At 73.3% G+C, this 17,550-nt stretch carries 17 protein-coding genes; 2 read left to right on the forward strand and 15 right to left on the reverse strand.

The window, feature by feature from the left end:
- The first annotated feature begins 30 nt into the window (after nucleotides 1–30).
- The gene (locus tag ACFO60_RS01320; RefSeq protein WP_380835856.1) at nucleotides 31–666 is read left to right on the forward strand and encodes a glycerol-3-phosphate acyltransferase; all 636 of its coding nucleotides are present in this window, start codon (nucleotides 31–33) and stop codon (nucleotides 664–666) included.
- Here ACFO60_RS01320 and ACFO60_RS01325 read toward each other — a convergent pair.
- The 6 genes from ACFO60_RS01325 to ACFO60_RS01350 all read right to left on the reverse strand — a co-directional run bounded on the left by ACFO60_RS01325 (nucleotide 590) and on the right by ACFO60_RS01350 (nucleotide 7,905).
- The gene (locus ACFO60_RS01325; protein WP_380835857.1) at nucleotides 590–1,897 is read right to left on the reverse strand and encodes a glycosyltransferase family 2 protein; all 1,308 of its coding nucleotides are present in this window, start codon (nucleotides 1,895–1,897) and stop codon (nucleotides 590–592) included. The genes ACFO60_RS01320 and ACFO60_RS01325 overlap by 77 nt on opposite strands.
- A gap of 68 nt (nucleotides 1,898–1,965) precedes the next feature.
- Nucleotides 1,966–3,546 (reverse strand): phytoene desaturase family protein, encoded by a 1,581-nt coding sequence (locus ACFO60_RS01330; RefSeq protein WP_380835859.1) that lies wholly within the window; start codon nucleotides 3,544–3,546, stop codon nucleotides 1,966–1,968.
- Nucleotides 3,534–4,391 (reverse strand): carotenoid biosynthesis protein, encoded by an 858-nt coding sequence (locus ACFO60_RS01335; protein WP_380835860.1) that lies wholly within the window; start codon nucleotides 4,389–4,391, stop codon nucleotides 3,534–3,536. The genes ACFO60_RS01330 and ACFO60_RS01335 overlap by 13 nt, the downstream gene beginning before the upstream one ends.
- 139 nt (nucleotides 4,392–4,530) lie before the next feature.
- A complete protein-coding gene (locus tag ACFO60_RS01340; RefSeq protein WP_380835862.1) occupies nucleotides 4,531–5,022 on the reverse strand; it encodes a hypothetical protein in 492 nt (163 codons plus the stop codon).
- A gap of 16 nt (nucleotides 5,023–5,038) precedes the next feature.
- On the reverse strand, nucleotides 5,039–6,493 hold the full coding sequence (locus tag ACFO60_RS01345; protein ID WP_380835863.1) for an MFS transporter: 1,455 nt from the start codon (nucleotides 6,491–6,493) through the stop codon (nucleotides 5,039–5,041).
- Between the two features lie 515 nt (nucleotides 6,494–7,008).
- Complete coding sequence (locus tag ACFO60_RS01350) at nucleotides 7,009–7,905, reverse strand: SDR family oxidoreductase (protein ID WP_380835865.1); 897 nt, start codon at nucleotides 7,903–7,905, stop codon at nucleotides 7,009–7,011.
- 122 nt (nucleotides 7,906–8,027) lie between these two features.
- Between ACFO60_RS01350 and ACFO60_RS01355 the strand changes: the two genes are divergently transcribed.
- Complete coding sequence (locus ACFO60_RS01355; RefSeq protein WP_380835866.1) at nucleotides 8,028–8,600, forward strand: TetR family transcriptional regulator; 573 nt, start codon at nucleotides 8,028–8,030, stop codon at nucleotides 8,598–8,600.
- A gap of 63 nt (nucleotides 8,601–8,663) precedes the next feature.
- On the opposite strand, the gene ACFO60_RS01360 is transcribed toward ACFO60_RS01355, so the two are convergent.
- The 9 genes from ACFO60_RS01360 to ACFO60_RS01400 form a co-directional block, all read right to left on the reverse strand.
- Nucleotides 8,664–9,500, reverse strand: a complete 837-nt coding sequence (locus tag ACFO60_RS01360; RefSeq protein WP_380835867.1) for an SMP-30/gluconolactonase/LRE family protein — start codon at nucleotides 9,498–9,500, stop codon at nucleotides 8,664–8,666.
- 16 nt (nucleotides 9,501–9,516) lie between these two features.
- Entirely contained in the window at nucleotides 9,517–10,467 is a 951-nt protein-coding gene (locus tag ACFO60_RS01365) for a sugar kinase (RefSeq protein WP_380835868.1), read from the reverse strand.
- Between the two features lie 56 nt (nucleotides 10,468–10,523).
- On the reverse strand, nucleotides 10,524–11,150 hold the full coding sequence (locus ACFO60_RS01370; RefSeq protein ID WP_380835869.1) for a bifunctional 4-hydroxy-2-oxoglutarate aldolase/2-dehydro-3-deoxy-phosphogluconate aldolase: 627 nt from the start codon (nucleotides 11,148–11,150) through the stop codon (nucleotides 10,524–10,526).
- Nucleotides 11,151–11,293: 143 nt separating this feature from the next.
- A complete protein-coding gene (locus ACFO60_RS01375; protein WP_380835871.1) occupies nucleotides 11,294–12,151 on the reverse strand; it encodes a hypothetical protein in 858 nt (285 codons plus the stop codon).
- 204 nt (nucleotides 12,152–12,355) lie between these two features.
- On the reverse strand, nucleotides 12,356–13,501 hold the full coding sequence (gene dgoD, locus ACFO60_RS01380; protein ID WP_380835873.1) for a galactonate dehydratase: 1,146 nt from the start codon (nucleotides 13,499–13,501) through the stop codon (nucleotides 12,356–12,358).
- The gene (locus ACFO60_RS01385) at nucleotides 13,498–14,196 is read right to left on the reverse strand and encodes a FadR/GntR family transcriptional regulator (RefSeq protein WP_380836424.1); all 699 of its coding nucleotides are present in this window, start codon (nucleotides 14,194–14,196) and stop codon (nucleotides 13,498–13,500) included. The genes dgoD and ACFO60_RS01385 overlap by 4 nt, the downstream gene beginning before the upstream one ends.
- A gap of 101 nt (nucleotides 14,197–14,297) precedes the next feature.
- Nucleotides 14,298–15,128, reverse strand: a complete 831-nt coding sequence (locus ACFO60_RS01390; protein ID WP_380835875.1) for a carbohydrate ABC transporter permease — start codon at nucleotides 15,126–15,128, stop codon at nucleotides 14,298–14,300.
- A complete protein-coding gene (locus tag ACFO60_RS01395; protein WP_380835876.1) occupies nucleotides 15,125–16,066 on the reverse strand; it encodes a carbohydrate ABC transporter permease in 942 nt (313 codons plus the stop codon). Before ACFO60_RS01395 ends, ACFO60_RS01390 begins: the two co-directional genes overlap by 4 nt.
- A gap of 2 nt (nucleotides 16,067–16,068) precedes the next feature.
- Nucleotides 16,069–17,364: an ABC transporter substrate-binding protein gene (locus ACFO60_RS01400; protein ID WP_380835878.1), complete on the reverse strand. Its 1,296-nt coding sequence runs from the start codon at nucleotides 17,362–17,364 to the stop codon at nucleotides 16,069–16,071.
- Nucleotides 17,365–17,550 lie beyond the last annotated feature (186 nt).

Consider the following 17,550-nt stretch of genomic DNA (forward strand, 5'->3'; position numbering starts at 1 on the left):
TCCGCATATCTGTTGAGGTGAAAGGAAGCGATGGATTCAGCGCTGGTCCAGGTGCCGGTGTCGGTCATCGGCGGCTACCTCCTCGGCTCGGTTCCGGTGGCGGTGCTGGTCGCCCGTGCCCACGGCTTCGACCCCCGTGACGTCGGCGACCGCAACCCGGGCTTCTGGAACGTGCGGGAGCGGCTCGGCGGGCGCGGCGCCGCCCCGGTCTTCGCGGGGGATCTGCTCAAGGGCCTGCTCGCCGGGCTGCTCGGCCTGCTGGCCGGCGGCGCGCACACCACCGCGCTGGGCGTGGTCGCCGGCCCGAGCGTGCCCACCGCGTACGCGGCGGTGGCGGCGGCGATGGCCGGACACGCCTGGCCGGTCTTCGCGGGGTTCCGGGGCGGGCGCTCGATCCTCGCCTTCGCCGGAGGGTTCGCCGTGCTCTGCCCACCCGCCTTCGCGCTCGGGCTGGCCCTGCTCGCCGTGACCGCCGCGCTGACCCGGTCGTTCACGATCGCCGCGCGGACCGCGGTGTTCGCGCTGCCGGTGGCGCAATTGCTCTTCGCCCCGATCGGCCACGTCGCGGCCACCGGCGCGCTGATGTGCCTCATCGGGCTGCGCTTCGCCCAGGCGGCCCTGACCGGACGGCGTTCCGGACCTTCCCGGCGAAGGACCGGTAACTGACCATCCCGGCGTAGAACCGGTTCCGCACCTTCGCGACGTGGGACCGGTACCCGGCCGGCCCGGCGGAGCACCGGTTCCCCGCCATCCCGGTATAGGTGCGCTTCCGCCAGGTGCGCACCGGCCGGAGGGTCGCGTGGGTCAGCCGCACGGCGGTGGCCGGGTCGAGCAGCACCGACAGGACGACCCCAGGACCCGGCCGCGTGTAGCTGCCGCGCAGCGCGCCCGCGAGCAGCGTCCGTACGGCGAGAAGGGCGAGGTCGAGCCGGGTCGGACGGCCGGCCGCGAGCCGGATCACCGGCAGGGCGCCGGCGAGCCACACGACGGCGAGGTCCGCGGCCCGCCACCCGGGAGCCGTCACGTCGGCCAGCGGCAGCGAGCGGCCCCACTCCCGCCACACCCCGGCGGCCGACTCGTGCATGTCGACCTCCAGCAGGCCGCCCGCGTCGAGGAAGGCGACCCGCCACCCGTCGGCGGCGAGCATCCGGGCGAGGGCGACGTCGTCCGTCATGTGGCGGCGTACCCGGGCGAACCCGTCGGCCCGCAGCATCGCCTCCCGGCGGAAGGCCAGGCACTGGCCGTTGGCGACCACCCGGTGGGGCGGCGGCGCGGACGGCGAACCTATCGGCCCGAACCGGTAGACCAGCGTGGCGAGGAACGAGGCGTGCAGCGCCTGCTCGGCGACCCCGTCGCAGACGAACCGCGGTCCGGCGCTCACCAGGTCACGCCCCGCGAGGGCGTCCGCCAGCGCCGCGAACAGGCCCGGACGGGGCCGGGTGTCCGCGTCCAGCGTCACGACGACGTCGCCGCGGGCCCGCTGGAGGCCCTGGTGGAGCGCCCACTGTTTGCCCACCCAGCCTCCGGGCAACGGACGTCCGGCGACCACGGTCGCGCCGAGCGAGGCGGCGAGGGCGGCGGTGCCGTCGGAGGACCGGTCGTCCACCACGATCACCTCGGTGACGGCGGGGTCGGCGAGGACGGCCGCGAGGCAGGGGCCGATGCGTGCCTCCTCGTCCCTGGCCGGGATCACCACCGAGATCGCGGCGCCGCCCCCGCCCGCAGGCCAGGAAGCGGCGGTCCCTCCGTCCGGACGCCGGCCACGGGCGTCCTCTCCGTCAGAACGTGCGGAGGCGGCGGTCAGCGGGGGCAGGCGACGGCGGCCGCGCGCGAGCCGCACGAGCACCGCCGCCGCCGCCAGCCCCTGCGCGACGGCGAGCACCCGCCCCGGAGTCACACCACGTATGGCACGGACGACCGTCGGGGCCGGCGCGACCGCGTACGCGCGGACGGCTGCGGCGGGCTTCACCGCGAGGCCCGCATGGGGAAGTCCTCCTCGACCAGGCCCGCGACGATGCTTCCGCCCATCGCGACGAGCGGCAGGCCCCCGCCGGGGTGCGTGGAGCCGCCCACCAGGTACAGGCCGCGCCGCGGCCCCCGGTTGCCCGGACGCCTGAAGGGGGCGAGCGGCCCGCCGTACGCGCTGCCGTAGATGGCGCCGCCCGGCGCTCCGTAGCGGTCGCGGATGTCGGCGGGGGTGAAGGTCTCGACGAAGCGTAGCCGTCCGGACAGGTCGTGGCCGCGCGCCGCCAAGCGGTCGAGCACGTGCGCGCCGTACGCCTCCGGCGACATGGGCCAGCGGGACGGGTCGCCTGCGGGGACGTTGACCAGCATCACCCAGTTCTCGGCGCCCGGCGGAGCCTGGGAGGGGTCGTCCACGGCGGAGCAACCGATGTAGACGGTCGGGTCGGCGGGCGGCCGGCGCCGGTCGAAGATGTCGCCGAACTCGCGCCGGTAGTCGGCGGAGAACACGATCGAGTGGTGCGGCAGCCCCTCGGTCCTCCCCTCGACGGCCGCGAGCAGGAGGAACGCCGACGACGACGGGCCGAGCCTGGCGATGCGCCGCAGGCGGGCCCGGTCGGGCAGCAGTCGCCCGTACAGCGCCGCCGCGTCCGCGTTGACGACCACCGCCGCGGCGGGCACCGTTTCCCCGCAGGCGAGTCGCACGCCGCGGACGCGGGTGCGGTCGGCCAGCACCTCGGTGACCTCCGCGCCGACGCGGACCTCGACCCCCGCCTTGTCGAGCAGGACGGCGAGGGCGTCGGCGATCCTGGGCAGCCCTCCGGGAACGTACCAGCCGCCCTCGCCGTGCTCGATGGCGGGGACGCAGCCGAGCGCGGCGGGGGCCCGGAAGGGGTTGGACCCGGCATAGGTGGCGTAGCGGTCGACGTACTGACGCAGGCGGGGGTCGCGGAAGAACCGGCGCGCCAGCCCGTCGAGAGTGCGCCCAGGCGCGACGGCCCACAGGTCGGCGACACGCGGCCGCGCCGGCGCCGGCGACGACGCGGGCCGAAGCGGCGGTGAGGATCGAACGGACTGGTGGCACCGATCCGGCAAGGGCTGATCCGGCGGCGAGAACAGGTTTCCCAGCGAGGATCCTTCCGGCTGCGGATGCCGGGACGGGCGCAAGGATGGCGGCATCGGACCGGCGAAGAACGTGCGCCGCGACGCCGCGAGGCAGCCCTCGGCCCAGTGGTGGAAGGCCCGCCAGCGCTCGCCCTCCCCCGGCGCGAGCCGTTCCACGGCGGCGGCGGTGCGACCGGGGTCACGGTATGCCGAGAAGGTGGAGCCGTCGGCGAACCGGTAGCGGCACAACTCGTCCGGTTCCACGAGGTCGAGCGGCACCCCGAGGTCGCGGAACAGTCCGGGCAGCGTCAGCAGCGACGGGCCGATCGAGAAGGTGAAACCGTCCCGCCGGTGCTCGGCCAGCTTGCCGCCGAGCCGGGGCAGTCGCTCGTACAGCCGCACCGCGTGCCCGTTCCGGGCCAGGGACAAGGCGCAGACCATGCCGCCCACGCCGCCGCCGACCACGATCACCTCCGCCATGAGCGCCTCCAGGCAGACATGGCGAACGTCCCCATCGCGATGCCCCCCACCGCGGCGACCAGCGGGTCGGGAGGGCGGAACACGGCCGCGAAGGCGATCGTCTCCATCACCGCCATCACGGTGTAGAGCGCGACCAGCCCGGCCCCGCCCGGCGCGAGCCCGCGAGCCGCCGGGCCCGCCACCGACCCGCCGACCGCGGCTCCGCCCTGCGCAGGGTCGCGCGCGATCGCGCCGATCACGGCCATCACCAGCAGCGACACCAGGAACCAGCCCGCGAAGTTGCTGAGCGGCACGCCTCGGTACGGTCCCGGGTCGGCCCACTCCCACAGGCCGAGCCGGAGCATCTGGGGGTCGAGGAACAGGTCCCACGCCGTCAGGGCCAGGGCTCCCACGCAGGCGCGGGCCGTCGCGCGGTCTGCGGGGACGATGCGGCAGGCCACCGCTTGGGCCGCCAGCCCCATCCCGCCCCACGCGAGGGCGACGACCAGCGGGACGCCGCCCGGACTGGGCCACAGCGCCCCGGTGTAGCGGTAGTCGCCGAACGGCAGCCCGGTCCTGGTCCCGATCCATTCCGCCGCGTACCCGACGGCCGCGGCGGCGGCGAACGCCGCGGCGGCGCGCGCCGGGCGGTGGACGGCCGCCGCGAAGGTCAGCGCGGACGCGGCGAGGAGGAGCACGACGAGCGTGGTCAGCCTCACGTCGCCTGCCGACAGCCCAGTGGCGACCTGGGCGCCCATCATGGCGGCGAGCAGGACGGCGCCCGCGACGGCGAACCGGCGGCCGACCGGCCGCGCCGGGACCGCGCCCTCCTCCTCCGCCGCCCGGCCGGAGGTCTCCCACGTCATCACACCCTGTCCTTCGGAGGGACGCCCGCGATCAGATGCATGGAGATCGCAGTGGACGAGCCGGCCACGCCACGCGCTGGTCGCGTGGGCGCACGAACGCGACGCGCTGATCGTCGAGGACGACTACGACCGAGTTCCGCTACGACCGCGAGCCCTTCGGCGATCTGTAGCGGCCCTGACGCCGGCGGACGGCTCCCGCCGTGAGGGCCAGGAGTGCGGCCACGAAGGTCAGCGCGAAAAGGGCGATCAGCGGGTTGATCCAGCCTGGCACGAGGTCGTATTCGGTGCCGTCGGCCCACGCGCAGGTCGCGGCCACGGGGAAGGCGTGATGGGTCACGACGCCGGCGAACGCCGCGTCCGTGTACACCTCCGAGCGTGCGGCGGCCATCGCGCACATCTGGCCGGGGTCGAGCAAGAAGAAGCCGAATGCGATGCCCAGCGCCCAGACGAGAGCGGTCCCGATGGCGGACATCACGGCCAGTTCCCCCAGGGGTTTCGCCGACAGGGCCTCGTCGACCGAGGGAAGCCTTCCTCGTCGCAGCGCCCCAATCCCGCGCATGACGAGCCGGATGGCCAGCGTCAGGAAGACCGCGGGCACGACGACCAGTGCGCAGAAGATCAGCTCACGCATGTGCGTTACTCCGTCCCTATGATCCGTGCCGGTCTCGCGAGGGTCGCTGGGGTGCTCGTACGGCGGTGGCGGAAAGGGCCGCCACCGCGGCCAGGCCGATCAGGGCCGTGACCTCTCCCCGGCCTCCGGCGTCGAAGAGGCGGCCGACGGTGAAGCCGCCCACCAGCGCGACCGCGCCCCCGAGGAAGCTCAGCAACCCGAAGTACGTGCCGAACCGCCCGGACGGCGCGCGGCGCGTCACCGTCTGGAACAGCGCCGACTGCGTCAGTCCGGAGGCCAGTCCGTGCAGCACGGCCGCCATGACGAAGAGGGTGAGCAGGACGATCGAGCCTCCGGCCGGCAAGATGCCGCCGGTGAGGACGCTCTCCGACGGCATGGGGGCCGACGGGCCGGCCGGCGGAGCGCCGCCTGGCGGGACACCGCCCGACGGGATGGCGAGGAGGAGCAGGTAGCCGGCGCCCGCGCAGAGCAGGCCGCTTCTGAGCACCCAGGGACGCTCGGCCCGGCCGCCCGCGGCGCACCAGGGCTGGACCGCGGCTGTGGCCATCGCGACCACGCAGAAGAACAGGGTGCTCGCCTGACCGCCGACCTCCTTGAGCGGGACCACGCTCACCACCTGGTCGGCGAGCAGCGTGGCCGGCGCCACCGTCACGGCGAAGACGAGGAACCGCCGGTCACGCAGCACCGCCGAGATGCCGCCGGACGGCTCGCGGGACCGACGGTCACGCGGCGCCCACTCACGCGGGACCGCCGAAACGCCGCCGGACGGCTCGCGGGACCTCCGGACGCGGTGCACCGCCGAGATGCCGGCGGACGGCCGGTCATGGAGCACCTCGGTTCGCCTCGCGGTGCCGCGTACGGGAGGGAGCAGGAGGAACAGGACGGCTCCGCCCGTCCATGCGACGACTGCCAGCGCCGACAGCGTTCCGAAGCCGCCGACGCTGAGGAGGAGCAGGCCTGCGGGTGGGCCGGCCACCGCGCCGACCTGGCCGGCGATCAGGTAGGCCGCGAAGCCCCGGGAACGGCGGGCGGGCGCCACGCCGGCCAGCAAGGACTGGGCGGACGGGTGGAACAGGGCTCCGCCTACCGCCAGCACCACCGCGGCGAGGAGGAGCCCGCCGAGGCCGGTGGCCGTGCCCAGCAGCGCGAAACCGCCCGCCCGGAGCGCGCAGGCCAGAGCTCCGGCACGTCCGGGGCCGATCGCGTCGGCAAGCGCGCCGGCCGGGAGGAACAGCATGTACTGGACCGCTACCCGCAGGCCGAGCACCAGGCTGACGGTTCCGGCGAGCAGGCCCAGGTCATGGCGCAGGTGGGCGACCAGGTGCGCCATGACGGCGAAGAAGCCGATCGAGATGGCCAGCTGCATGACGATGATGACCACGATCGCCCGGCGTCCCGGGTCCGCCACCGTGACCGGTCCGGCCGAGTTTCTCCGCTCGCCGGGAATGCCCGCATGGGGTGCTGGACCCATGTCGCCAGGGGCGAGGGACGGGCGGGGCGCGGCGGTGGCGTCGGAGGGCCGGTGCGGAGGGTTCACGAGACGGCGGGGTCCAGTCGGTCGTTCGGGCTGGTCGGATGGTCAGGGTCCGGTTGAGGACACCGGACGCCGGAGTCACTGAACCCCGGAGTCACTGAACCCCGGAATCACTGGACCCGGAATCACTGGACCTTCAGAGTCACTGGACCCCGGAGTCACTGGGCGCCGGGGCGTCGCTGCCCGCCGAGCAGACCAGACCTTTCGCCATATGTCCAATATCGGGGCAATGACAGGACCGATATCGCCTCCGATATCTCCCCTGCTCACAGCGCGATCCCCGAGTGCAGCCCAAGCCGTTCAGGCACCACACCCGGCGAGGCAGGTGCTCAGCGCACAGACTCGTCACGTCCAAGCCACGGATCAGGCGAGCCCCGCCGACCGCGCGTCCTCGCCACCACGTGCCGTCCTTGCCGAGACCGACACCGCCGGCGCGCCGGCCCTCAGGCGCGTCAGGCGCGGAAGTAGGATCCGGCGTCCAGGTCCTGGATGAGGCCAGGCCCGCTCGGAGCCCATCCGAGGAGCTCCTGCGTGCGAGCGCTCGACGTGGGGGCGTCCATGGCGAAGAATCGGCCGATCCATCCGAAGTGCTTCTGCGCGTCCTGCGGTGCGATCGAGGTCACGGGAACGCCGAGTCCTCTCGCGATGGCCTCTGCGATCTCCCGGGTGGGGATTCCCTCCTCGCTCACCGCGTGCAGGAGCGTTCCCGCCGGAGCCTTCTCCAGTCCCAGCCGGGTGATCAGCGCGGCGTCCGACCGGTGGATCGCCGGCCAGCGGTTCGTGCCGTCGCCGACGTAGCCCGCGACCCCCTTCTCGCGGGCGATGGCGACCAGGACCGCGATGAACCCGTGGTCGCCGTCGCCGTGCACAGTCGGGGCGTACCGCACGCTGACGGTGTTCACGCCTCGATCCACGTACTCCAGCGCGAGGTTCTCGCTGCCGCCTCGGGGGGATTCAGGGCCGTGGAAAGGTGACCTGTCGTCCTCGGTCGCCATCCGGCCCTGCGCCAGACCGGCGGTGCCGGACGCCAGCAGGAACGGCCGGCCTGATCCGGCCAGGACGTCGCCGATGGCCTGCACGGCGCCCCGTTCGGCCTGAGCGGAGACGGCGGGGTTGACGAAATCGTGCTTGTTGGCGAGGTGGATGACGGCGTCAGCGGCCGCGGCGCCCTCGCGGATGCCGTCGAGGTCGTCGAGGTCGCCGCGGCGGACCTGGGCACCCTTCGCTTCCAGGGACGCGGCGGAGGCGCCGGAGCGGGCGAGCCCGGTGACCTCGTGGCCGGCGGCGAGCAGTTCGTCGACCACGGCCGAACCGATCCACCCGGATGCTCCGGTGACGAAAACGCGCATGTGAATGATCTCCTTCGGCGCTGAGGCCTGATGAACGAAGCGAGCGATGTCAGTCACTGATGTCAGTCACTGATGTCACTGTAGCGCTCATGTCGGCCGCTGTCATCGCTAGAGTGGCGGTCATGGTGCGATGGGAGCCCGGGGCGCGCGAGCGCCTGCAGGCGGCGGCGATGGACCTCTACATCAGTCGCGGTTTCGAGAAGACGACCGCGGCCGACATCGCCCAGGCCGTCGGCCTCACGGAGCGCACGTTCTTCCGCCACTTCGCCGACAAGCGTGAGGTGCTCTTCAGCGGACAGGAGCTGCTGGAACAGGCGTTGCTGGACGGGGTGGCCGCGGCCGCGCCGCACGCGTCACCGCTCGAGATGGTCGAGTTCGCCCTGTCGGCCGCGGCGGCGCTCTTCCCGGCCGAGCGCCGCGACCACTCCAGGCGGCGGCAGACGATCATCTCCGGGAATCCCGCGCTGCAGGAACGCGAGTTGTTGAAGCTGGCGGGGCTGGCCTCGGCGGTCGCCGCCGCCCTCCGGTCGCGAGGGGTTCCCGACGCGATGGCCACCCTCGCCGCGGAATCCGGCATGACCGTGTTCGGCGTGGCCTTCAGGAAGTGGATCGCCGAGGGTGAGGAGCGCTCGTTCCTCGACATCGAGCGCGAGGTGCTGGGCGAACTCGTGGCCATGGCCGTCGGCGCGGCGTGATCGGCGCAGCGATCGCGGTCATGTGAACGACCCGCCCCTCGGGCGCCGGAAAGCCGTGGAAGGTCAGTCGAGCGGGAAACGGCTCGCCGGGCGGCCGCGGGCCACGCCGTCCACCGCGTAGACCGATCCGGCGCCCGCCGGCACCGGGTCGAGGCCGTAGGCGGCGGAGGTGACGAGCAGGCGTCCGCCGATGAGGCAGACACTGGTCGGCTGGGGGGTGGGCACCGGGACGACGCTGACGAGCCGGCCGTCGGGGGCGTAGCGGTGGACGGCGGAGCCGCCCCACACCGCCACCCACAGATGGTCCTCCTCGTCCACGGTCATCCCGTCCGGGGAGCCGTCGGTGAGCGTGGCGAAGACGGACGGCTCGCCGAGGTCGCCGGTGGCGGGGTCGACCGGGTGGCGGTCGATGCGGCCCTCGGCGCTGTCCGCGAGGTACATGGTGCGGCCGTCCGCGGTGAAGGCCGGGCCGTTCGGAATGGTCAGGCCGGTTCTCACCGTGGTCACGCTCAGGTCGGGACCGACCCGGTAGAGCGCGCCCGCTCCCCGCGCCGCGTCGTACGCCATGCCGCCGGCGAAGAAGCGGCCCGACGGGTCGCAGACCCCGTCGTTCATGCGGGACGTCGCGGGCAACGGCCGGGCGATCCAGTCGAGCGTGCCGGACGCCTGGTCCAGCAGCGCGAAGCCCTGCCCGGCGGCGGCCAGCCAGCGACCGGCGGAGCGGGTGGGGGCCACCGCGCCGAGCGGCACGCCGACCTCGGCCAGGACCCGCGCCGGTCCGGGCCGGTCGGCCGGGGCGGCGAGCAGCCGGCCCGCGAGGATGTCGACGAAGACGAGCCGTCCGTCGACCCAGCGCGCCCCCTCGCCCAGTTCGCAGGAGGCCGGGCACCAGACGTTCATGCGATCACATCTCGTTTCAGCGCAGGGTGGAGCCGGGCAGGGCGTCGAGGAGCGCCAGCTCGTGCCGGGTGGGAAGCCCTTCCCAGTCGCCCGAGGAGGCGACGGCGAAGGCGCCGCAGGTGACGGCGCGGCCGAGGCGGCCGGCCAGGCCGAGACCGTCGAGCGTGCCGGACAGGTGGCCGGCGACGAAGGCGTCGCCGGCGCCGACCAGGTCGGTCACCTCCACGCGGCGCGCCGGGACGTGCGCGGTCTCCTCCGGCGTGTGCCCGCTCGCGCCGTCGGCCCCGCGCTTGACGACCACTTCGGCGACCCCCGCGTCCAGCAGCGCGGCCACCCGGTCGGATTCGGTCGTCGCGGAGGCCGGCGCGACCAGGTCGAGCTCGTCGTGCGAGGCGACGACGAGCGACAGCGAGGGGACCAGCCCGCGCAGCACCTCGGCCGCGCGGTCCCGGTCCCACAGGCGGGAGCGGTAGTTGACGTCGAGACACACCCGCGTCCCCGGAGTCCTCGCCGCCCGTTCGACGGTGGCGCGCACGGCCGCGGCGGGGCCGGGGCCGAGCGCGGGCGTGATGCCGGTGACGTGCAGGATCGCGGGGGCGGGGTCGAGCGCGGGCAGGACGTCCGCCGGCTCCAGGTACGACGCCGCCGACCCCGACCTGTGGTAGATCACCCGGGTCAGGTCGCCGACCCGGCGCTCCAGCAGCATCAGCCCGGTCGGGCCCCGGTGGTCGGTCCGGACATGGGCCACGTCGACCCCCTCCGCACGCAGCGTGCGCAGCACGAGCGCCCCGGTCTCGTCGTCTCCGACGAGACCGATCCACCGGGCGCGGTGCCCCAGGCGGGCGAGGCCGATGGCGACGGTGGACTCGGCGCCCGCGACCGACAGGCGCATCGCACCGCCGAGCCTGAGCGGATCGATCGCCCGCACGGCGGCCATCGTCTCCCCGAAGGTGGCGACGTCGATCACTCCGTCCGCCAAGGAGCTTCGAGCGGGCCCTGGCCTTTGATGGTCCCGAGCGCGGCTCACAGTGCTTCCTGGAAGGTGGCGACGCGGGCCCTGAGGTCGTCGATGCTCCCGCCGTCGGCGGCGTCGCCCACGAGGGGGGAACCCACGCCGACCGCGACCGCTCCCGCGCGCAGGTAGTCGCGCGCCTCCGCGGCCCCGACCCCGCCGACCGGCACGAACGGCACGTGGGGGAAGGGGTCGCGCAGCGCCTTCAGATGGCGCACGCCGCCGAGGGACGCGGGGAACAGCTTGATCGCCGTCGCGCCGGCGCCGAGCGCGGTCACGACCTCGGTCGGCGTGAGCGCCCCCGCGAGGACGGGAAGGCCGAGCCGGTGACCGGTGGCCACCGCCTCGCTGACGGCGGGCGTGACGAGGTAGCGGGCCCCCGCGTCGGCCGCCCGCCGCGCGTCGTCCGCGGTGATCACGGTGCCCGCGCCGAGGCCGGCGGCGTCCCCGACGATCTCCCGCGCGCGCCGGATCACCGTCAGGGCGTCCGGGGTCACGAGGGAGACCTCGATGAGGTCCACGCCCTCCTCGGCCAGCGTCACCACCGCGCGCAGCGCCGCGTCGGCGTCGGCGCCGCGGACGATGGCCAGCAGCCGCCGCGCGGCCAGCGCCGCCAGGAACTTCTCGTGCTCAGTCATCGATCATCCGTCCCCTCAAGGAGGGCTCGTGGTCGGTCATCGATCATCCGTCTCGCTGTGAACCGGCCGTGGTCGGTCATCGATCATCCGTCCCGCTGTGAACCGGCCGTGGTCGGTCATCGGCCGGAGACCACTTGTGTCGGTCATCGGTCAGGGACCGCTTGGGCGCGGTCGTCGGTGATCCGTTCCGCGGTCAGGATCAGCCGCCAGGTCAGCTCGCCGGAGGAGGGGACGACGGCCGCGTCGCCGGGGCCCGCCTCCGCGAGGTCGAACACGGCGCCGAGCATGGGCTCGACGCCGATGCTGCGGTAGGGCGCGCCCGCGGGGAACCCGCCGAGGTTGCGCCACAGGGCGGTGGAGACGGGCACTCCGGTGGGGGCCTCCACGCGCAGGTGGAGCACGTCGGCGCCGTCGACGACCCGGACGGCCGGGCAGCGGACCACGGCGCCGACCGCGGTCCCGTCGTCCGGGCCAAGCCGGTCGAGCGCGAGCCCGAACGGCGCCGGCCAGGCGCCCTCCAGGTAGGCGGCGCCGGTGGGCCAGGGACGATCGAGCAGCGGGGCGGCCTCGGGGAAGATCCGCGCGAGGACGCCCGCGGGTGCGTCGAGCCTTGCCCGCTCGCCGAGGTCGAGCAGCGCGTGCGCGGCCCACACGAACGCGTACCCGGGGCCGGCGGACAGCCGGTAGGTGGCCACGACCGCGCCCGCCTCTTCGGTGACCTCGCGCCGCAGCTCGAAGTCGTCGCAGGTCACCACGGCCGCGGCCGGTGTGCCCGTCCAGGGGCGGCTCCAGGCGTCGCCGTGGTCGGGACGGCCCCGCACGGTGGGCACGCACTCTTCGAGGCCTCCCGCGTCCACGAACTCGTGACCGGGAGCCACGCCCGGCCGGGCATCGTCGGGGCGGGACCACAGCCACTCGCGGCCACCGCCCGCGAGCGAGGTCCATCTTCCGCCCTGGGCCAACTCGAAGTGGGCGCGCAGCGAGACCGGGGCCGTCAGCATCCGCCACCCCGGGCCGGCTCGAAGCGGGCGCGCAGCGAGATCGGCGCCGTCAGCATCTTCCACCCTGGTCCGACTCGAAGCGGGTGCGGTGCGGGGCGGGGAACGTCGGCAACCGCCACGAAAGGCCGGGCCGAAGCAGGGACGGGGCCTCACCACCTGCGTCGCGGGCCGGCTCGGAGCGGGTGTGGGGCGGGGCCGGGGGCGTCACCATTCGGCGAGTCCGCCGTCGTCGTGCCGCCAGACGGGATTGCGCCAGGCGTGCCCGTCCTGGTCGGCGCGCCTGACCGCCGCCTCGTCGATCTCCACGCCCAGCCCGGGGGCGTCCGACCGGGAGGCGTACCCGTCGGTGAAGCGGAACACCTCGGCGTCGATGACGTAGTCGAGGAGATCGGCCCCCTCGTTGTAGTGGATGCCGATCGAGTGCTCCTGGATCAGGAAGTTCGGAGTGGCGAAGGCGACCTGGAGGCTCGCGGCGAGGGCGAGGGGGCCGAGCGGGCAGTGCGGGGCGAGCTTGGCGTCCCACACCTCGGCGAGGGCGGCGATCCTGCGGGTCTCGGAGATGCCTCCGGCGTGGGACAGGTCGGGCTGGACGACGGCGACGCCGGCCTCGAGGGCCTCCCGGAAGTCCCACCGGGAGTACAGCCGCTCTCCGGTCGCCACCGGGACGCTGCTCGCCGTGACGACGTCGCGCAGCAGGTGAGGCCGGTCGGGCAGCACGGGTTCCTCGGCGAACATCGGCTGGAAGGGGGCGATGAGCGGCAGGATGCGCCGGGCGTCGGCCGCGCTGGCACGGCCGTGGAAGTCCACGGCCACGTCCCTGGACGGGCCGAGGACCTCCCTGGCCAGGGCGACGCGGTCCACCACGCCGGCGACGTCGGCCATGGTCGCGAGGGCGGGCATGCGCCCGGTGGCGTTCATCTTGATCGCGGTGAAGCCGGCCTCGACGCGGGCGGCGATGCTCTCGGCGAGCTCTCCGAGCGCGTCGCCGCCGACCCACGCGTACATGCGGACCCGGTCGCGGACCGGCCCGCCGAGCAGCGCGTGGACGGGCGCGCCGTAGGTCTTGCCGGCGATGTCCCACAGGGCCTGGTCGAGGCCGGCGAGCGCGCTGGACAGCACCGGCCCGCCGCGGTAGAAGCCGCCGTTGGCCATGACCTGCCAGTGGTCCTCGATGCGCAGCGGATCCTGCCCGATGAGGTACTCCGCCAGGATGCCGACGGCCGCGCGCACCGCCTCGGCGCGGCCCTCCACGATCGGCTCGCCCCAGCCGACCACCCCCTCGTCGGTCTCCACGCGGCAGAACAGCCAGCGTGGAGGCACGAGGAAGGTCTCGACCTTCACGATCTTCATTGTCGTCCCCGATTCTTGATCGCCTGCTCGTCCTTGGCGGCCTGCTCCAGCAGTGCGCGCATCGCCCGCTCCGCGCCGTCGGGGTCCGAGGCGCGCACGGCGTCGAGCACGGCCTGGTGGGGAGGCAGGAAGTCGTCCTGGTGGCCTTCGCCGTGGACGAGCAGGTCACGGGCCCGCAGCCCGATCTCGATGATGTACTCCATCCGGATGAGCAGTTCGTTGCGCGACGCCTCCAGCAGCCGGCGGTGGAAGGCGAGGTCGGCCTCGACGATCTCCTGGGCGCCGGAGTCCGGGCCGACCGCGGCGAGGGTGTCCGTGAGCCGGGCCAGGTCCTCGTCGGTGCGGCGGGCCGCGGCGAGCCGGGCGCCGGCGGGTTCGACGATGGTCCGCACCTCGTACAGGTCGTCGAGCAGCCCGCCGCCCGTCGGGGCCTCGAACTGCCAGCGCAGCAGGTCGGGGTCGAGCAGGCTCCACTCGGAGCGGGGGCGGACGAAGGTGCCGCGCTTGGGCCGGGCGTCCACCAGCCCCTTCGCCGCGAGGACCTTGAGCGCCTCGCGCACGACGGTCTTGCTGACGTCGTAGGTGACCTCAAGCCCGTCCAGGTTGAGGGTGGACCCCGGAGCGTCCTCGCCGCTGACGATCCGCCGGCCGATCGCCTCGACGACCTGCCCGTGCACGCCGCGGCCCGGATACACGCTCAATTTCGCCGTCCTCGTGTCAGGTATGTGATCATGCGGAATCTCTCACCGCGCTCCACCCGCCGTCCACACCCCGCGGGCCGCGCTCGGCTCCGCGGTCACTTGGAGGATCCGATCAGCAGGCCCGAGATGAAGTAGCGCTGGAAGCGCAGGAACACCACCACGGTGGGGATCGCCGCGAGGACCGTGGCCGCGGCGATGACGTTCCAGGAGGAGAAGTACTGCCCCTGCATGCCGAGGATGGCCGGGGTGACCGGCAGCTTGGTCTCGTCGCGCAGCAGGGTGATGGCCCACAGCAGGTCGTTGAAGGTCCACGTGAAGGCGAGCGACCCCAGCGCGGCCAGCGCCGGCTTGGTGAGCGGGAGCACGATGCGCAGGTAGACGCCGAAGACGGTGGCCCCGTCGATCTTGGCCGCCTGGGTGATCTCCTGGGGGATGCTCCGCATGAACCCGTGCAGGACGAAGGTGTAGAAGCCGAGCCCGACGGCCGTCAACACCACGATCATGCCGATGCGGGTGTCGAACAGGCCGAACCGCTCGGTCAGTTTGACCACCGGGATCAGCAGCAGCTGCGCGGGCAGCAGGTTGCCGGCCAGCATGAGCAGCAGCAGCGTCTTGCGGAAGGGGATGCGGTGCCTGGCCAGGCCGTAGGCCGCCATCGAGGCCAGGGCCAGCGTCGCGACGACGACGGGCACCGTGATGAGCAGGCTGTTGCCGATCGCCCGCCACTCCCCCGCGCTGAGGGCCTGCTGGTAGGGGCCGATCGTCAAGCCGCCGGGCAGGCTCGCGAGCCCGCTCGCCGCGAGGTCGTCGAACGTGCGCAACGAGGTCACCACCACGAGCGCGAGCGGGAGCAGCCACAACGCGGCCAGGATGCCCATCGTGCCGTGGAACAGCCAGGGCCTGAGCCGGGCGTTCATGGTCGTCATGCGGTCTCCTCCTCGCGCAGGCTCCGGACGAGGTAGACGACGATCGTGGCCATGGTGAGCGCGAAGATCACCACAGCGAGCGCCGACCCGTAGCCGAGCTGGGATCCCAGCACGCCGGTCGAGAACTGGTAGGTGCTGAGCAGCTCCGAGGAGTGATACGGGCCGCCCTTGGTCAGCGCCCACACGATGTCGAACGAGCGGAGGGCGTCGATGACGGTGACCGCCAGCACCACCGTGCTGATCGGTCGCAGCTGCGGCAGCGTGACGTAGCGGAACCGCTCGACGGCGGTGGCGCCGTCCATCTTCGCCGCCTCGTGCAGCAGCGGGTCCACCGTCTTCAGCCCTGCCAGGAACAACACCATGATGTAGCCGATCTGCCGCCACAGCGCGGGCACGATCAGCGCGTAGAGGGCGGTGTCGGGATCGCCGAGCCAGATGCGCGCCTGGTCCTCCAGCCCGGCCGCGGTGAGCAGGCCGTTGACGAGGCCGTCGGGCTGGTAGATCATCCGCCAGACCAGCGCGGAGACCACCATGGAGAACACCACCGGCAGGAAGAACACGGCGCGGTAGAAGCCGACCCCCCGCCGCGGCCGGTCGAGCAGCAGCGCCAGCCCCAGCCCGCCCAGCACCGACAGCCCGCCGAACAGCACCAGCCACACCACGGTGTTGCCGAACGCCGTGCGGAACGTCTCGTCGGACCACATGCGCAGGTAGTTGTCCAGCCCGACGAACACGGGCGGGGAGATGCCGTCCCACCGGGTCAGGGAGATGTAGACGCTGTTCAGCGCCGGCCAGAATGTCCAGAGCATCTCCGCCGCGAACGGCACGAGCACGAAGGCGAGAAGGACGGCCTTCTCGCGGGCCCCCTGCCGTGCGCCCTGGGACAGGGCGCCGACGCCGCGGGAGCCGCGCGAGAAGGACTTCGGAACGGCGGCCATCGTCAGTTACCGCGGGCCTTCTCCGAGTCGCGCTGCCACTGCTTGAGGATGTCGCCGGCCTCCGCGGGCTTGTCGATGAACCTCACCAGGGCCGTCGTCAGCGCGTTGAGCTGGTCGTCGTTGGAGTCGCGGTTGAAGAACTGCGTCACGTCGGACGCCGCGGCGACCATCGCCCGGCCCTTCTCCTGCAGCGGCGTCGAGAAGGGGGACTTCGCGTTGCCGTTGGCCGGGATGAGCGTGTTCTCGGAGATCTTGAGGTAGAGCTCCTGGGCCGCCGGGGTGGCGGCGTACGACAGGAACGCCCGCGCCCCGTCGGGGTTGGCGGTGTGGGCGCTGGCGATGAAGCCGTCCAGCGGCGCTTCCTCGGCCACCGGCACGGCCGGGTCGACGATGGGGAACTGGAAGAAGTCGACGTCGGCCTTCACCTCGGCCGGCATGGCGTCGGCGAGGAAGGGCCCGCACAGGAAGACGGCGTCCTTGCCCTGCTGCCACTTGGCCGAGCCCTCCTGGAAGGACAGCCCCTTGCCGGCGGGGTCGAGATACGGCAGGACCTCCCGCCAGACGTCCAGCACCTTGGCCACCCGGGCGTCGGTGTAGCTCTCTTGCCCGGCCAGCAGCGCCCGGTGGAACGTCGCGCCGTTGACGCGCAGGTTGAGGTAGTCGAACCAGGACGCGGTGAGCCAGGCGGCGTCGGCGAGCGGCAGGGCAAGCGGGCTGACGCCCTTGCCCTTCAGGGTCTTGCAGAGCGCGATGAACTCGTCCCAGGTCTTCGGCTCGGAGACGCCCCACCTCTCGAACATGGACGTCCGGTAGAACATGCCCCACCAGTAGTAGTTGGTCGGGACGAAGATCTTCTTGCCGGACGCGTCGGAGGACAGCTTGGCGAACTGCTCGCTGTAGCCGTCGGCGGGGAACGCGGAGGTCGCGTCGAGCAGGAGGCCCTGCTGGGCGAAGTTGCCGGCGATCTCTCCGGCGAACCAGGTGAGCACGTCCGGCGGCGTGGCGAGCGCGAGGTCGGCGCGGATCTGCTGCTGGAAGGCGGCCGCCTCCATCGTGTTCAGCGTCGGCTTGTACTGGGGGTTGAGCTTGACGAACTCGTCGAGCAGCGCCTGCATGGCCTTGCGGCTCTTGTCGCTGGTCTCGCGGGACTTCAGTTGCAGTGCCTTCGACGTGGCGCCGGCTCCTGCCGCGGCCGGCCCGGAGGAGGTGCTCGTCGCGCACGCGCCCAGGGCCGACGTCATGCCGAGCGCGCCGACGCCGGCGAGGAAGCCGCGCCGGCTCACAGTTGGGTGGTTCAAGGGTGGCCTCCGGGAAGCGAGGAGGTGGAGAGGTGGGGGGCGGCCAGGCCGAAGCACACATTGGCATCCCGGCGGACGCAACGTCAATAACTATTCATAAGAAATGAAAAGTTAGCTCGCGCCTGTCGACCCGCTCACGGGTGACGGGCGCCCTCAGACCCCTGCCGGCCGCGGCCCTGCCACCCG

This window comes from Sphaerisporangium dianthi (assembly GCF_042654065.1).
Classification (GTDB): Bacteria; Actinomycetota; Actinomycetes; order Streptosporangiales; family Streptosporangiaceae; genus Sphaerisporangium; species Sphaerisporangium dianthi.

Coding starts and splice junctions, on each gene's coding strand:
- ACFO60_RS01395 (WP_380835876.1), bottom strand. CDS start 16,066: ATGGCCGCCGTTCCGAAGTCCTTCTCGCGCGGCTCCCGCGGCGTCGGC.
- ACFO60_RS01345 (WP_380835863.1), bottom strand. CDS start 6,493: ATGGGTCCAGCACCCCATGCGGGCATTCCCGGCGAGCGGAGAAACTCG.
- ACFO60_RS01340 (WP_380835862.1), bottom strand. CDS start 5,022: ATGCGTGAGCTGATCTTCTGCGCACTGGTCGTCGTGCCCGCGGTCTTC.
- ACFO60_RS01335 (WP_380835860.1), bottom strand. CDS start 4,391: ATGACGTGGGAGACCTCCGGCCGGGCGGCGGAGGAGGAGGGCGCGGTC.
- ACFO60_RS01330 (WP_380835859.1), bottom strand. CDS start 3,546: ATGGCGGAGGTGATCGTGGTCGGCGGCGGCGTGGGCGGCATGGTCTGC.
- ACFO60_RS01375 (WP_380835871.1), bottom strand. CDS start 12,151: ATGCTGACGGCCCCGGTCTCGCTGCGCGCCCACTTCGAGTTGGCCCAG.
- ACFO60_RS01350 (WP_380835865.1), bottom strand. CDS start 7,905: ATGCGCGTTTTCGTCACCGGAGCATCCGGGTGGATCGGTTCGGCCGTG.
- ACFO60_RS01355 (WP_380835866.1), top strand. CDS start 8,028: ATGGTGCGATGGGAGCCCGGGGCGCGCGAGCGCCTGCAGGCGGCGGCG.
- ACFO60_RS01320 (WP_380835856.1), top strand. CDS start 31: ATGGATTCAGCGCTGGTCCAGGTGCCGGTGTCGGTCATCGGCGGCTAC.
- ACFO60_RS01390 (WP_380835875.1), bottom strand. CDS start 15,128: ATGACGACCATGAACGCCCGGCTCAGGCCCTGGCTGTTCCACGGCACG.
- ACFO60_RS01360 (WP_380835867.1), bottom strand. CDS start 9,500: ATGAACGTCTGGTGCCCGGCCTCCTGCGAACTGGGCGAGGGGGCGCGC.
- dgoD (WP_380835873.1), bottom strand. CDS start 13,501: ATGAAGATCGTGAAGGTCGAGACCTTCCTCGTGCCTCCACGCTGGCTG.
- ACFO60_RS01370 (WP_380835869.1), bottom strand. CDS start 11,150: ATGACTGAGCACGAGAAGTTCCTGGCGGCGCTGGCCGCGCGGCGGCTG.